This window comes from Nocardia sp. NPDC004068 (genome assembly GCF_042874315.1).
Classification (GTDB): Bacteria; Actinomycetota; Actinomycetes; order Mycobacteriales; family Mycobacteriaceae; genus Nocardia.
Window position 1 is genome coordinate 333,815 of record NZ_JBIAMW010000009.1, and the last position, 15,800, is coordinate 349,614.

At 69.9% G+C, this 15,800-nt stretch carries 10 protein-coding genes; 2 read left to right on the forward strand and 8 right to left on the reverse strand.

The window, feature by feature from the left end; translation table 11 throughout:
- Positions 1-60: 60 nt before the first annotated feature.
- The 6 genes from ACFYTQ_RS24340 to ACFYTQ_RS24365 all read right to left on the reverse strand — a co-directional run bounded on the left by ACFYTQ_RS24340 (position 61) and on the right by ACFYTQ_RS24365 (position 12,170).
- On the reverse strand, positions 61-510 hold the full coding sequence (locus tag ACFYTQ_RS24340) for a hypothetical protein (RefSeq protein ID WP_387365177.1): 450 nt from the start codon (positions 508-510) through the stop codon (positions 61-63).
- 117 nt (positions 511-627) lie between these two features.
- Positions 628-1,524 carry an SAM-dependent methyltransferase gene (locus ACFYTQ_RS24345; RefSeq protein WP_387365180.1) on the reverse strand — a complete coding sequence of 299 codons (897 nt, stop codon included), beginning with the start codon at positions 1,522-1,524 and terminating at the stop codon, positions 628-630.
- Positions 1,521-6,689, reverse strand: coding sequence for a beta-ketoacyl synthase N-terminal-like domain-containing protein (locus tag ACFYTQ_RS24350; RefSeq protein ID WP_387365183.1), 5,169 nt, complete (start codon positions 6,687-6,689; stop codon positions 1,521-1,523). Before ACFYTQ_RS24350 ends, ACFYTQ_RS24345 begins: the two co-directional genes overlap by 4 nt.
- A 209-nt stretch (positions 6,690-6,898) precedes the next feature.
- On the reverse strand, positions 6,899-7,897 hold the full coding sequence (locus tag ACFYTQ_RS24355; protein ID WP_387365186.1) for an ABC transporter permease: 999 nt from the start codon (positions 7,895-7,897) through the stop codon (positions 6,899-6,901).
- 35 nt (positions 7,898-7,932) lie between these two features.
- On the reverse strand, positions 7,933-10,578 hold the full coding sequence (locus ACFYTQ_RS24360) for an oligopeptide/dipeptide ABC transporter ATP-binding protein (protein WP_387365189.1): 2,646 nt from the start codon (positions 10,576-10,578) through the stop codon (positions 7,933-7,935).
- Positions 10,575-12,170 (reverse strand): ABC transporter substrate-binding protein, encoded by a 1,596-nt coding sequence (locus ACFYTQ_RS24365; protein ID WP_387365191.1) that lies wholly within the window; start codon positions 12,168-12,170, stop codon positions 10,575-10,577. The genes ACFYTQ_RS24360 and ACFYTQ_RS24365 overlap by 4 nt, the downstream gene beginning before the upstream one ends.
- Before the next feature lie 221 nt (positions 12,171-12,391).
- On the opposite strand from ACFYTQ_RS24365, the gene ACFYTQ_RS24370 reads away from it, so the two are divergent.
- Together ACFYTQ_RS24370 and ACFYTQ_RS24375 are read left to right on the forward strand one after the other, a co-directional pair.
- Positions 12,392-13,426, forward strand: a complete 1,035-nt coding sequence (locus tag ACFYTQ_RS24370) for a 2OG-Fe(II) oxygenase family protein (protein ID WP_387365194.1) — start codon at positions 12,392-12,394, stop codon at positions 13,424-13,426.
- 1 nt (position 13,427) lies between these two features.
- On the forward strand, positions 13,428-13,967 hold the full coding sequence (locus ACFYTQ_RS24375; RefSeq protein ID WP_387365196.1) for a DUF6879 family protein: 540 nt from the start codon (positions 13,428-13,430) through the stop codon (positions 13,965-13,967).
- A 15-nt stretch (positions 13,968-13,982) separates the two neighbouring features.
- Here the strand turns inward: ACFYTQ_RS24375 and ACFYTQ_RS24380 are convergent, their stop codons facing one another.
- On the reverse strand, positions 13,983-14,870 hold the full coding sequence (locus tag ACFYTQ_RS24380; protein ID WP_387365199.1) for a phytanoyl-CoA dioxygenase family protein: 888 nt from the start codon (positions 14,868-14,870) through the stop codon (positions 13,983-13,985).
- Between the two features lie 30 nt (positions 14,871-14,900).
- A complete protein-coding gene (locus ACFYTQ_RS24385; RefSeq protein WP_387365202.1) occupies positions 14,901-15,797 on the reverse strand; it encodes a phytanoyl-CoA dioxygenase family protein in 897 nt (298 codons plus the stop codon).
- Between the last annotated feature and the right edge of the window lie 3 nt (positions 15,798-15,800).

Below are 15,800 nucleotides of genomic sequence, written 5' to 3' on the forward strand. Positions count from 1 at the left end.
GCGGCGTTGTCCCGGTGGCTGCGCGGCGAGCGCGAACAGCGATCCCTCGTTCCGGCTGAATCAGGGGATATCGATGACACCCGAGCAGGTCACCGGCGGCACCGGGAACAGCCCGGTGTTGACGGCGGTGAGATCGAACCGGACAGGTCCCCCACCGATGTTCCAGGCGTCGAAGTTGGCCTGCCCGCCGGTCCCGAACACGCTGGACACCGGGTACTGACCGGTGGCCGTATCGCTCACTCCCGTAGCGAGATTGGTCCACGTGAGCGTCGGCCGGGACGTGTAACCGCCCCACACGCTGGCGCCGCTGTGCACCGCGATCCCCGTCCACCCCGGCCTGCCGCTGTACTGCCCCACCACGACCTGCGCCGAATACGGCACATCCACGACATTGGGACCGACACCGCTACAGTTCATCACCACCGCGGAGAAATCCGCTGCGGCCACACCCTGACTCGCCAGCATCCCGGCGGTGACCACGGCCGCCCCGACGGCGACCCTGCCGACCACGAAACGCTTCGTACCCCTCGAATTTCGCGACATACTGCGAACACTCCTCGTCAAGATCGTTCCGATGAGACCTCGACGGTAACAGCGGCAACCCTGTGGCGGTCTTCGGCACTGGCACTAGGGATTCCGCGGTGTCGCCGAGACACACCAGACCCTGCGGTCGTCACCGGACTCCGTCCCGGCGAACGGCGGCACCGGACGCCGGTGTGTCAGGGCGAGTTCGCGGATGTCGTGCACGCGGCCGGTCCACCCGAACCGGGCCAGCCACCGGGCCGGGTCGTCCAGCTCGGAGCGCCACGGCTCCCCGAGCGCCGCGACCCACTCGGCCACCGCACGGCCTGCCGCGGCGGTCTGGGCGGCACGATTGACGTGCTCGACCAGCACCATGCTGTGCGGGGCGCTGTGCGCGGTGAGAGTGGCGAGCAGCCGATCGCCCTGTCTCGCGGTCAAATACAGCAACAGGCCCTCCGCCAGCCAGGCGGTTCGCGCCCGGGGATCGAACCCCGCGCGGATCAGCGGGGTCGTCCAGTCCGTGGCGAGGTCGGCCCGCACCGGTATCCGTCGACACACCGGACGTTCGCTCCGGCCGAGCAGCACGCTGTCCTTGAACTCCAGCGTCGGGGGCAGGTCCAGCTCGTAAACGGTTGTCGTCGAGGGCAATCGCAACCGATAGGCTCGGGTGTCCAGGCCCGCACCGAGTAGGACACACTGCCTGCCGCCGGAGGCGGTGAAACGCGTCAGCTCGTCGTCGAAGTACCGGGTACGGAGGATGAACATGTCCCCCAGCAGGCGAGCCACCCTCTCCCCCATCGCCTTTCGAGACGGGTCGAGGACCGGCGGCGCCACGGCGTCGAGGAAGGACTCGGCGAGCGGATCGGTCACGAGCGGATCGGGTCGGCGGCTCTCCGCGGCGCGCCCGGCCGCGGCGAGGAGCGCCGTGTCACTGACGGCCGCGCGCGCGGCCGCCGGTTCCGCAACGTTCCTCGCAGGTCTCGGCCTCGCCACGCGGGTCATCGCGCCGCCCGTTCCGTCTTCGCCGTCTCTTCGGCGACGTGGGCGGCGATGGCCTCGACGGTGGGCCTGTCCCAGAACAGGGTCGGGGGCAGTTCGAGGCGGTAGCGGCGGTTGATGCGGGTGCGCAGCCGAACGGTGAACACCGAGTCGACGCCGAGGTCCGACAGCGGGCGCTCGGGCTCGAGCTCCTCGGCGGGCATCCGCAGTTCCGCGCTGATCTGCTCACGCACGTCCGACAGGATCGCCCCCGCCCGTTCGCCGTCCGGCACATCCTGCCATTCCGGTGTGTCCTCGTCGGAATCCGCACTGCCGCAGACCGATCCGTCGAGAAGGGGGACGGGATTGGCCGCGGCGGCCACGACCGGCGTGACGGCGAGGTAGTGCTGGGGGCAACGCGCGGCGAACTGCCACGCGCGGAACACGTCGGCGATGCCGAGGGAGCCGAAGCCGCGGGTTTCGGCCTCCTGGATCGCGGCGGTGTTGTCGACCGACATTCCGGTGTCCAGGACGGTGTTCCACGCCAGGCTGACCGTTCCCACGCACCCGGCGGCACGCCGTCGCGCGGCGAGCGCGTCGAGAAACGCGTTGGCCGCCGCATAGGCGCTCTGACCGGTGATGCGGGCGAGTTGGCCGCAGGAGGAGAACAGCACGAAGAAATCGACGGCGCCGGGTGGGAAGAGGCGATCCAGTACCGCCGCGCCTCGAATCTTGGGCCGCAGCACCCGGGTGAGGCTTTCTCGCGTGAGCTCGGTCAGCAGCGTGCCGTCCGAGACCCCCGCCGCGTGGACCACGCCCCGGATCGGGGGAATGTCCAGTTCCGCCAGGGCCGCCGCGGTCGCGTCCGCGTCCGCGCAATCGAACGCGAGAATGTGGACGGTGACGCCGAGTGCCTCGAGCGCCCGGACGTCCGCGATCCGGTCCGCGGCGTCGCCGGTGGCCGTGTCCCATTCACCCCGCGGCGGCAGCCCGTGGCGTCCGGTGAGCACCAGTCGGCGCGCGCCGCGCTCGGCGAGCCACAGGGCGGTCTTGCGACCCAGCGCGCCGAGGCCGCCGACGACCAGGTAACTGCTGTCGGCGCGGCATTCGAATTCGGTTCGCGCCGAGTCCTTGTCGGCGGGCCGCAACCGCGGCGCCAGCACGCCGCCGGCTCCGAGGGCGAGCACGTCCTCGCCCGAGTGGCGGCCGACGACATCGGCGACGGCCTCGAGGGGCGCGTCCGGATCCAGATCGATCAGGCCGCCCCAGAACTCCGGATGTTCGCCCGCCAGGACGCGGGCGACGCCCCACAGCGCTCCGTCGGCGGCGTTCTCCCCCGCGCGCACGCCCCGCGTGACGCACCACAGCCTCGGCCGGTGATCGCGTCGCGCCGCGGCGAGCGACTGCGCCGCGCGGACGAGCGCCCACGTGTTCCGCTCGGCCACCTCGTCCGCGGGCCCGCTGGCCGACGGGAGAACGACGACCGCGCCGCCCTCGACGGCGACATCGTCCGGGCCCGCGGCCACCGTGCAGCGAATCCCGTTCTCCGCGTGGCGTTTCCGCAGCGCCGCGAGCACGCTCGGATCCTCACCCAGGAGAACAACCTCCTCCGGCGCCGCTCCCCCATCGGCCGAACGCGCTTCCCACGACAGTCGGTGAACGAGTTCGCGCGGATGTGGGCGCTCGTCGAGCGCGCCCTCGACCGCTTCCAGACGCACGCCGAGCAGTTCGGCGCGCACCGACCCGTCGTTGCTCAGTACTCGGATGTCGAGCGTGCCGTCCTCGTGCCCGACGCCGTGCACGAGGAGCCGGGTATCGGGTATCCCGTGCAGCGCGACCGTGCCGATCCCCGCCAGCACGCGCGGACGATCGTCCTCGGGCGCGATCAGTTGCAGGGCGGTGAGCGCGGCGTCGAGCAACGGCGCCCAGCGGCTCAGCGGCGCGGCACCCGAATCGGAAACGGATGCGGCGGTGAGGAATTCGCCGGAACCGGTGCGCAGATCCTCGAGTTGCCAGTCGAAACCGTAACCGGTGACGCCGTTTCGGGTGAACCGGTCCTCGGCGTCGCGCCACGAGAGTCCCCGCCCGCACCGCCGCCGGATCGCGGCGATGTCGGCGCGGTCACCGGGGCCGGGCGGTTCGGACTCGACCGCGGCGGTGGCGTGGACGACGTTCGCCTCCGGATCGGCGGCGTCCCGCTCGTCCTCGGCGGTCCGGCCCGTCATGCTCAATTGTCCGGCGTGCGACACGATCTGCACGCGCTGGGGCCCGTCGAGCACCAGCGGGAACCGGAACTCCACCTGCCGCAACACCACCGGCCACCGCTCGGTCCGGGGTCCGGCGACCGCGGTGGCGAAGGTGGCGAGCAGCACCGCGGCGGGCAGGATCTCGACGCCGAGCAGCCGGTGTCGACCCGGATAGGGGCGGCTGTCGAAATCGACGGCGGTCTCCCAAACGTGCATCGCCGTGGGCGCGGTCGTATGGTGCGGCGCGCCGAGCAGGGTATGGCTGTCGGGATCGTGGCCCGCCGGACCGGTCGAGTCGCTCGCGGGCGAGATCCAGTAGGGCTGGTGCTGCCATGCCATGGTGGGCAGGTCCACCGGATCGCCGCCGGGAGTCGAGCGCGACCAGTCCACGGCCGCTCCGTGACAGTGCAGATGCGCGAGATTGGTCAGCAGCGTGGCGAGTTCGGGTCGATCGCGGCGCAGGCTGTGCGCGACCGCGGCGCGGGTGTGCCCGAACTCGTCGAGGATCTCGCTCACCGAGTGCGCCACGATCGGATGACTCGACACCTCGAGGAACATGCGGTGACCGTCCTCGGCCGCCGCGCCGATCGCCTCGACGAACCGGACGGGCTCGCGCACCGCCGTTCCCCAGTAGGTGGCGTCGCGCGGCGCGGTCGACCGCGGGTCCGCGGTCACGGTGCTGTACAACGGAATTCGCGGGTCGCGCGGTGTCAGGCAGCGCGCCGCGTCGATCACGTCGGCAACGAACGGGTCGAGCAGATGCGAGTGGAACGCGATCGAGGTGTCGACCGGGCGCACCACCACCCCCTCGTCCGACCATCGCCGCGTCGCGCGCCGCACGGCGTCGGCGTCCCCCGACACCACCGTCCATCCGGGTGCCGCCGAGATCGCCGCCTCCGCACCGGCGACGACACGCTGTCGAGCCTGGGCGAACGGCAGATTCACCATCGCCATCGCGCCCTTGCCCGCCGCATCCGCCAGCGCGACGGCGCGTCGGCAGTTGAACCGCGCGGCGGGCTCGAGGTCGAGGACACCGGCCACGACCGCCGCCGCGATCTCGCCCGTGGAGTGCCCGACGATCGCGCCCGGTCGCAGGCCGCGCTCGAACCACACGTGTGCGAGGGCGACCTGCATCGCGAACACCATCGCCTGTGTGCGGACCGGCGACGACCAGTCCCCCGCCTCGATCGCCGCGCGGGGGGTGAAACCGCACTCCTGCTCGAAGATCCGACCCAGCCGGTCGATCACCTCGGCGAAGCCGGGCTCCTCGCGCAGCAACTCGCGGCCCATGCCGCTCCACTGGGCGCCCTGCCCGGAGAACACCCATACCGGATCGCGGCGGTCGGTGGGAAGTACGCGGGCCCGTTCGGCTCCGATGTCGTTGCCCGCGGCCAGGTTTCGCAGCGCGTCGGCGAGTTCGTCACCGTTCGCGGCGGTGACCGCGGCCCGGACCTGGAGATGGGAGCGCCGCGTCGCCAGCGTGGCGGCCACGGCCGACAGCGGGACCTCGGGAGTCTTTTGCAACCAGTCCGCCAGCCGACCGGCGGCCGCGCGCACCCCGGCCTCGGATCGGGCGGACAACGGAAACACCCACGGCCCCGGCCGATTCGGCGAATGCGGTTCCGCGGTCCGCTCCGGCGCCTGCTCCAGGATCACGTGTCCGATCGCGCCGCCGACGCCGAAGCCCGAGACCCCGGCGCGTCTCGGCCCGTCCCGCCGCGGCCACGGCATCAGGGCGGGAACCACGCGGAGCCCGGAGGCCGCCCAGTCGACGGACGGTGTGAGTTCGGTGTGCAGGCTGGCCGGGAGCCGCCCGCGGTTCAGGGCGAGAACGGTCTTGATGACACCGGCGATCCCGGCTCCCGCCTCGAGATGTCCGATATTCGGCTTCACCGAGCCGATCAGGCACGGGTCGTCGGCAGTCCGGTGCGCGCCGAAGAACCGCGACAGCGTGGCGGCCTCGATGGGATCGCCCACGGGCGTCCCGGTTCCGTGCGCCTCGACGTAGTCGACGCTCGCGGGATCGATGCCGAAGCGGCGATAGACCGCGCGCAGCATCCGCTCCTGGGCCTCGCCGTTCGGCGTCATGAAACCGTCGCCGGTCCCGTCGTGGAACGCGCCCGTGCCGCGGATCAGCGCCAGCACCCGGTCACCGTCGGCGACCGCGTCCGAATACCGCTTCAAGACCACCACCGCGGCGCCTTCGCCGCGCCCGTACCCGTCCGCCGCCGCGTCGAACGCCTTGCAGCGCCCGTCCGCGGCGGTCGCCCCGGTGCCCTCGAGCGCGACCGTGGATCCCGGCCCGGCGATCACGTTCACGCCGCCCACCACCGCCAACGGAATCTCCCCGCGCCACAGATGCCCGCACGCCAGATGGATCGCGTTGAGCGACCCGGCGCACGCGGTGTCCACCGTCATGCTCGGACCGTGCAGATCCAGGGCGAAGGAGATACGGTTGGAGATTCCGAAGGCGTTGGCGCCGTTGACCGCCCACGCCTCGAGGGTCCGCAGATCGGCCCGCAATCGCTCCGAATAGTCGTGCGAGGTGGCCGCGACGAACACGCCCGCGTCGGTGCCTCGCAACCGCTCCACCGGAAGACCCGCGTGTTCCAAAGCCTCCCAAGCCAATTCGAGCACGATCCGATGCTGCGGATCGATCATCACCGCTTCCCGCGGCGAGATCCCGAAGAACGCGGCATCGAATCCCGCGACATCGTCGAGCACCGACGCCCGCCGCGTCGTCCTCCGCCACACCGCGGCCGCGCGCGCGTCCTCGGGTTGTTCCCACCGGTCCGCCGGGATCTCCGACACCGAATAGCGGCCCTCGACCAGCATCTCCCAGAACGTGTCCGGGCTGTCCACCCCACCCGCGAACCGGCAACTCGTTCCGATCACCGCGATCGGGTCCGATTCCGCGGCTTGCCCTTCGGTAGTTCCGGACATAATGATCCTCCTGCTCCGTTCCGTCGAAGTCGTGACGGTTCGCCGATCGGATCCGGTCCCCACACCCCTGCTCCCCCGACCCGGCGATCACGCGCTGAGGATCGGCCGCGGCGAACTTCGGTACTGCCGCCATACCCGGGTCTCCTGGATCGAAAAGCCCTCCGGCTCTGGAGTTTTCAAGATTTTGGAGATCGGCCTGCCGTCCCTCGTCAGCTTTGCCGAGTTCGGGGATCGGCGAGGGCCTGCCCGAGGTCGACCAGGAAGTTGGTCAGCACGTAGATCGCGCCGAGGGTCAGGGTGATTCCGGCGATGGTGGTGTAGTCGGCGATCTTGATGGCCTGGGCGGTGTAGAGGCCGAGGCCGGGCCAGGCGAAGATCAGTTCCAGCAGGATGTCGGCGCCGAACAGGGCGGCGACCTGCATGCCCGCGATGGACATGGTGGAGTTCAGGGAGTTTCGCAGCGCGTGTTTGGCGACGACGCGGAGTTCGGGCAGACCTTTGGCGCGGGCGGTGCGGACGTGATCGGCGCGGAGCGTGTGCTGCATACTGCTGCGCAGCGCCCGACCGATGGCGACCGCCGGGACCAGGGACAGGCACACGACGGGAAGTACCAGATGCGCCGCGGCGTCGAGGAATACGGTCGGCCGCCCGGCGAGCAGCGAGTCGATGAGCAGGAATCCGGAGGGCCCGTCGGGCGCGTCGGCGTAGGAGCTGCGCCCGCGCGCGGGTAGCAGACCGAATTCCTTGTAGCACAGCAGGATTCCGAACAGCGCGGCGAGGAAGACCGGCATCGATGAGCCGCCGATCAGCACGAGACGAACCACCTCCGATCCGCGCCACCGCAACGCGGTCGCCGTGCCGAGCAGGATGCCGAGCACCACCGCCAGCACGAATCCGCAGCCGACCAATTCGGCTGTGGCGGGCAGGAATTCGGCGATATCGGAGCCGACCGGCCGACGGGTCACCGCGGACTGCCCGAAATCCCCGGTGGCCGCCTTGCCGACGTAGTCGGCGTACTGCACCGGCAGCGGCCGATCGAGGCCGAGATCGTGCCGCGCCCGCTCGACCACCTCGGCGGAGGCCCGGTCGCCGACATACGCTCGGGCCGGATCGACCGGCGAGACCTGTCGGAGCACGAACACCGCGGCGACGAGCGCGAGCAGCACGAGGATCGTCGAGATGCCGCGCCGGGCAACGACTTCGAGCATTCGGATCACTCCCTTGCTGGGAACAGCGGGCGCGGTCAGCGATCGGTGAGGCGGTCGCGGAGCACGTCACCGGTGAGGTTCGCGATCGTGGCGAGGACGAACAGCCCGATCGCGGGCATGATCGGGATCCACCAGGAATCGAGGAGGTAGGCCAGCCCCCGCGCGCACATCGCGCCCAACTCCGGAGCCGGTGCGGGAGCGCCGAGTCCGACGAAGGACAGGCCCGACAGCATGAGGATCAGGGCACCGACATCGAGACTGGCGGCGACGATGGTCGGCGGCCACGCGCCGGGCAGCAGATGCAGCCGGCCCAGCCGGAGCGGGCCCGCGCCGGACATCCGCGCGGCGTCGATGTGCGGCAGCGCTCGGAGCCGGGTCACCTCGCCCCGCACGACGCGCGCGTACAGCGGCCACCAGACGAGCGCCACCGCCGCCAGGGTGTGCGCGTACGACGGACCGATCGCGGCCACGACCGCGATGGCGAGCAGGGGTGCGGGCAGGGCGATGAACAGATCGGTGATCCGCATGAGGATCCGGTCGACGATCCCGCCGACCGTTCCGGCGACGAGTCCCACCGCGCCGCCGACGACGACCCCGGACGCGATCACGCACAGCGCACCCCACCAACTGGACCGCATCCCGATCAGGACCCGGCTCAGGATGTCGCGCCCGATCTCGTCGGTGCCGAGCCAGTGGGCCGCGTCAGGTGGGGAGACCGGATGTCCCACGGGGAGCTGAGGGTCGTAGGGGGCGATCCAGGAGGCGGCGAGCATGACGAGGATCAGCGCCGCGAGCACACCCAGCGTGATCGCCTCGCCGGGTCTCGGGCGTCGTCGTAGCGCCGCGGGCGTGGGTGCGCCGCCCGGGCCATTGTCGGGCGCCGACGCGGCGACGATCGGTTCGCCGCGCGGTTGTTCGGGCGCGCACCCGAGCTTCGGCACCGCGGCCACCAGCGTCCTACTGTAGGGGTGCGAGGGTGCCTGTGCCACCTTTTCGGCGGTATCTATCTCGACGATCTCCCCGCGATACATCACCGCGACCCGGTCGGCGATGAAGCGGGCCGCGGCCAGATCGTGGGTCACGAAGACGACCGTGAGCCCGAACTCCCGCCGCAGCGCCTGAATCAAGTTCAGTGTCGTCGCCGCCAGCGGCGCGTCCAATGCCGAGGTCGGCTCGTCGCACAGCAAGACCGACGGGACGACGATGGTCGCCCGCGCGAACGCGACCCGCTGACGCTGCCCGGTGGACAAATTCTCGGCACGCAGGTCGGCGACGGCCGCCGGAAGTCCCACCCGTTCGAGGGCCGCGATCACCCGAGCCCGGCGGGCCGCCCGGCCGAGCGTCCGCGGCAGCCGCTCACCGACCTGTCGTTCGACGGTCAGCCACGGGGTCAGCGACGCGCTGACGTCCTGGAAGATCATCTGCGTCGACGCCCCGGACACCTCGACGACACCGCCGTCCGGCTCGGTCAGTCCCGCGATCACCCGCAACAGCGTCGATTTGCCCGACCCGGACTCACCCACCACGGCGACGGCCTCCCCCGCCGCCACCCGCAGGGTGACCCCGCGCAGCACCGTCAGCGTCTCGCGCCGGGCCGGACCGCCGCGCAGTCGGTACTCCTTGCCGACGTCGACGCAGCGCACCGCCGGTCGTGCGTCGACGCGCGGGGCCAGCGGCGGAAACGCGGGCGGCAGCCGACGCGCCCCGGCCCGGTCGACCGGCTCGGGAAGCACGCACGCCGCGGTCCCGGCATGGGTGGCCGCCGGTGTGAGCGGGATCGGCGACCGCTCGCAGTCGTCGATACGCAGCGCGCACCGCGGCGCGAACGGACACCCCGGCGGCGGATCGCTCGGATCCGGCGGCATACCGGTCAGCACCGGGATGGGGTGACCCAACGGCAGGGTGAGATCCAGCCGCGAACCCAGCAACCCGGCGGTGTACGGATGCGCGGGCGCGGCGAGAACATCGGCCACGGCACCGATCTCGACCAGGCGTCCCCCGTACATGACCGCGACCCGGTCGGCGATCTCGGCGGCGACACCGATGTCGTGGGTGATCAGCAACACCGAGCACTCGAGTTCGCCCCGCAGGTCGGACAGCAGTGCCAGGATCTGCGCCTGCACCGTGACATCCAGCGCCGATGTCGGTTCGTCGGCGATGATCAGATCGGGGTGCGCGGCGATCGCGATCGCGATCATGACCCGTTGCCGCATACCCGCGGACAGCTCGTGGGGATACGACCGCAACCTGCGCGCGGCGTGCGGAATTCCGACCAGGTCGAGCAGTCGGGCCGCCGCCGCGGTCGAGCCGACGACCTCACGCAGCTGGTCGCCGACGCGCATGGTCGGATTCAGCGACGTCATCGGGTTCTGGAACACCGCGCCCAGATGCGCGCGACGGATCCGGCGTCGCTCGGCGGGCGGGGCGGCGACCATGTCGACACCGCACACCTCGGCCCGCCCGGTGACGACGGCGGGCGGATCCCCCACCGGCAGGCCGAGCAGGCTCGACCCCAAGGCGCTCTTACCGGAACCGGACTCCCCCACGAGCGCGAGGATCTCCCCGGCCGCGATCTCGAGGTCCACTCCCCGCACGGCACGCACCGCGACGCCCCGGCGGCGAAACGTCACGCGCAGGTCCCGCACGGCCGCGCGGGCCGGTCCGATCGGCGGGCCCGTCACCTCGCCGCCGCCCGTCGAAGCTCGTTGATCGGCACCATTCCGGTACCGAGCAGGGTATGCACGATCCGGCCGATGCCCGAACCGGTCACGATGACGTCCGCGATATCGCAGAGGTTGATGATCCATGCCTGATTTGTCACGATCCGAGCGCCCTCGACCCAGTGCCGCTCGGCGTCGGCCTTGCCGACCGATCGCTTCCCGGCGTCCATGACGGCGTCGAACGCGGGATCGGAATAGTTGAACCAGTTGATCGGCGCGACGCCCGTGCGGAAGAAGATCCGCAATGTCGTATCGGCGTCGAGCGCGTCGCCGCCGTACCCGTGGACGAGCAGATGCGGTTGCTGCCCGACGGGCGCGGCGTGCAGCGCGAACACCTGCGAGGTGGGCAGCGCCCGCACGCGGGCGGTCAGCCCCAATGCCGCCAGCTGCGTCTGGAGCAGTTCGGCGACGCGGGCGTCGGTCGCCCCGCCCGCCTCGTCGTAGGCGAGATCGATCCGCTTGTCACCGTCGGGCAGCCTCGCGATCAGCGCCCTCAGCGGGGACACGTCGTGATCGGGCGCGTCCGGCGCGACGCCCTCCGGCAACACCCCGGCCGGGTAGAACTGGGTGGATCGGGACGCGGTCGAACCGTAGGCGGGCTCGACGAGCGCGGGAATGTCCACCGCCGCGCGCATCGCCCGGCGGAACTCCGGATCGGCGAACGCGCCTCGCTTCCAGTTCAGGAAGATCGTCGATTTGAACGCCGTGGGACGTTGGGTCACCGTCAGCCGCGGGTTCGTCCGCATCGCCTCGATCGCGGCGACCGGGGACCCCTTGGTGATCATGTCGAGTTGCCCCTGTTCCAGCAGCAGGCGTTGCGTCGTGATGTCGGGGATGATCTCGATACGCAGGGTGGTGAACTCCGGTCGCGTCCCCCAGTAGCCGTCGTAGGCGGTCAGCGTGTAGTGGCTGCCCCGCACGAATTCCGCGATCCGGTACGGCCCGGTTCCGGCGTCGTGCGTGCTCAACCAGTCCTGCGCCAGATCACCGTTCACGCTGTGGGTCCGCACGGCGGTGGGGCTCACGGCCTTCAGCCCCCACGGACAGGCGAGGTAGTGCAGGAACGGCTCGACGGGTTCCCGGAGCGCGATCACGAGCGTGGCGTCGTCGGGCGCCGACATCGACTCCACATCGGCGATCAGATAGGCGGGCGCCTGGTCGACGGCGGAACGCCGGTGGAAACTCTCGATGATCGCGGTGGCCGTCATCGGCGTGCCGTCGTGGAAGGTGACCCCCGCGCGGAGCCGGAATGTGTAGGTGCGCCCGTCGTCGACCACCGTCCACGACTCCGCGAGGGCGGGCCCGATCTCGGGCGAATCCGGTTGGTACGCAACGAGTCCCTCGTAGGCGCTCAGGGTGACCTGGAGGCCCTCGCCCTCGTAGAAGATGTCCGGATCGGGCACCTGCATATCGGCCAGGAAGCCGAACCGGATGGTGTCGCCGACCGTTCCGGTTCCGCCGAATCCGTTCGCACACGCCGATACTCCGAAAGCCTGCACGGCGACGAGCGCGGTGCCTCGGAGGAATGTTCGTCGATTCGCGGTCGAACTCATATCGCCACGCACCTTCCAGGGGGCGCCGACACCGGTTCCGAATCTCCAGTGTCACACAAGAATCCGGTTCCGGAAGCCGAATCGATATGTGGCACAACAGGACAGATGGGATCTTCGGAACCGGTCGGGTGTTGACAGCGCGGCCGGGTGCTGCGAACGTTGGAGACAGCACGATTCGCAGCGGCCGATCATCATCGGACTCATCCGACAGGGGTGCAGGCGTGAGCGAGAAGGCAACCGACCTCGGCGATCCCGGCCCCACGCTCATCGAAAGTCCCGCCGACCTCTTCGACGACGATTTCCAGCCACCGGTCTGCGATATGCGGGATCTGTGGGGTGGCCCGGCGGCGCGCGATCGTTTCATCGATATCCTGGGTTCGGCCATGGCGGATTCCGGATCGGCGATTCTGATCAACCACGGCATCGCCCCCGAAGAACTCCGGGCCGCCGAGGCCGACGCGCTGAGTATTTTCACGACGGTACCCGAGGCGCGGAAGATGCGTTTCGTCTCGCCGGACTGCGCCTACGGCGAACCCTACTATCTGGGGTACGTGCCACTCCAGGAGAGCATGCCGTCCCTCCCCCACGCGGTGGAGGCCTGGGAATTCGACCGATCCGCCTTCCGAATTACCGGACAGGACCCGGCGAGCGCACTCGACCGGTGGCCGGACGAGAAATTCGAACCGGCATTGCGCACCTTCTGGCAACGCTGCGAGGAACTGATCCCACCGCTCGGCAGGGCGCTGTTCGAATATCTGGGCGTCGATCCCGCGCGATACGACGCCGACATCGCCCCGACGAACGACGTCCTGCGCATCAATCACTACCCGCCCATCGCCACCGCCCCCGGAGCTCTCGCCTCACCGGCTCGCGTGCTCGCCCACGAGGATTACGGGCTCCTCAGCCTCATGCTCGGCAGCCCGGTGGAAGGGTTCCAGGTGTATCGCCCCCGGAGCGGGGCGTGGAGCCGGGTGCGCACACCCGCCGACGCGCTCGTCGTGATCAGCGGCGAATGGCTGCGGGTGATCGGTAACGACCATTTCCGCGCCTGCACCCATCGCGTCAGCGTGCCACGCGACCCCGCCCAGTGGGCCGTGCCCCGGGTCACTGTCCTCTATACGCTGCACCCCTATCCTGCGGCGGTCGTCCGGGTACTGCCGGAATTCGATCCGAAATTCGCGCCCGCGAGCGGTATGGATTTCATGACCGATGTGGCCCACAGACTGTCCGAGAAATGCCGAGCGCTGGAGTCGTGACATGTTGTTTCTGCCCCGATCCGAGCTGGCCTCGCTGTTCGGCCGGGCCACCTACCGCGCCTTCCAATTCGAGGTGGAGGACTTCCACGTCGTGAGCGACGAGCACGAACCGATGCGCCGCTATCGGGCGGGCCTGGTGCCGCTCGATCCCGACGATTATCCGGTGTTGTGGAAGGAATGGGAGGATCTGTGCGACGCGACCACCGCCCGCGGCGTCGCGATGCAACGCGTCCGGGTCGTCACCGAACCCCTGACCGAATACATCTCCTTCCTGCACGCGGTGACCGGACGCAATCAGGCGCACGGTGAGGATATTCGCTGGCTTCCCCGGCATCGGGTGCGGCCGGAGGATCACACCACCGACGAGTGGTGCCTGATCGACGACGACACCCTCGCCTGGACCTTGTTCGACGAGGAGGATTTCGTCGGCTACGGCCTCACCCGTGACCCGGTCGAGGTCGCGCGCGCGATCGCCGTCCGCGACGCGCTGTGGGCGAAAGCCGTTCCGCACGAGGAGTATTCGCCGGGCGCTCCCCGTTGAGCCGCACCCGCGAGCTCATTCGGCCGACTCCCACAACACCGGACAGATCGCCGGGTCGCGGTAGTCGACGTCCCCGTTCGGCAGCCGGCCGCACATCCGATCGTTGAAATGCGTGAGCAGCCTGCCGGTTTCGTCGTGCACGCGTTGATAGCGGTTCGCGTCGTCCTGCATGTGCACGATCAGTCCGACGCGCGGACGGTCGCTCAGATTCGACCCGCTGCCGTGAATCGTCATACAGCTGTGAAAACTCACCTGCCCCTTGCGCAGCAGGAGCGGCACCCGCCGGATCGGCATTCCGGTGCGCTGGAGCATGCGCTCCGCCTTCGCCGGGTCGTCGCCGCGAAAGAACGTGTCGTTGTGGCGAATCGCGTGGATCTCCGCGGTGTCCGGCCACCGATGGCTGCCGTCGATCATCACAACCGGTCCCATCGTCTCGTCACAGTCCTGGAGGGCGATCCACGCGCTCACCATCTTGGTGGAGGTGCAGGTGTGCCAGTGCACGCGGTCGGCATGCCATTCCAGGGTGACCCGCGTGCGTGGCGGTTTGTAGATCAAGCTGCTCAGCCAGAGCCTGATCCGCGGGGTCCCCACCAGCCGGGCCGCGATGGCCGCGATGAGCGGTTGCAGCATGAAGCCGCCGAGACGATCACTGGTCAGGGCGACGTGATCATTGAATCGGATCGCGTGGGCCGAACCCTCGACCCAGTCGTCCATCTCGTCGAGGGGGACGGGGAGGACCCGGTCGCGCTCGCCGCGGTGATGGTCCGCCAGCGCCGCCGCGGCGGCGTCCACGGCCTCGTCGGTGAACAGCCGCGGGGTGACGAACCAGCCGTGCTCCCGATAGAACTCGACATCGTCGTCGGACGGCAGCAACTCTCGTTCGTTCGGCGACAATTCGAACATGACACCTCTTCCCGCGAAAGTCGTTGTAGATCAATCGGATTCGGCATCCCACAGCACCGGGCAGATGACCGGATCGCTGTAGTCGAAGTCACCGTTCGGTAGCCGTCGGCACATCCGGTCATTGGCATAGGACTGCAATTCGCCCGCGTCGTCGTAGACCCGTTGATAGCGGTTCGAGCGGTCCTGCATATCGACCGCCGCCCCGATCCTGGCCTTCCCGCTCCGATTGGGTCCGCTGCCGTGGACGGTCAGACAGTTGTGAAAACTGACCTGGCCCTTGCGCAACAGCAACGGCACGTATCGCAGCGGCATCCCGGTGCGTTCGAGGCGGTCCTGCAACAACGCCGGATCGACGCCGAAGAAGGTTCGACCCCAGCGCAGCGCCCGCACCTCCGGTGTATCCGGCCAGCGGTGACTTCCGTCGACCATCACCACCGGACCCATATCCTCGTCGCAGTCCTGAAGCGCGATCCACGCGGTCAGCATCTTCGTCGAGGTGCAGCTGCGCCAGTAGGCACGGTCGGTGTGCCAGCCGATCGTGGTGTCGCCGTCCCCGGTCTGCGGCTGTTTGTGGACGATGCTGCTCTGCCACAGGCGAATTCGGCTCGTCTGCGCCAGCCGGGCGGCGGTGGCGGCGATCATGGGGCGCAGCATGAAATCGCGGAGGCGGCGATTCGTCAGCGCCACATAGTCGTTGAACCGGATCTGATGCGTCGCGCCCGGAACCCAGTCGTAGAGTTCGTCGATCGCGCCGGGCAGGGGGTCGTCCCGCTCGCCTCGCTGATGCGCCGCGACCGCGGCCAATGCCTCGTCGATCTCCGCGTCGGTGAACAAGCGCGGCGCGACGTACCAGCCGTGCCGCCGATAGAACTCGACGTCGTCATCGGACGGCAGCAATTCCCGTGCGGCCCTGGTCAACTGGAACACCGA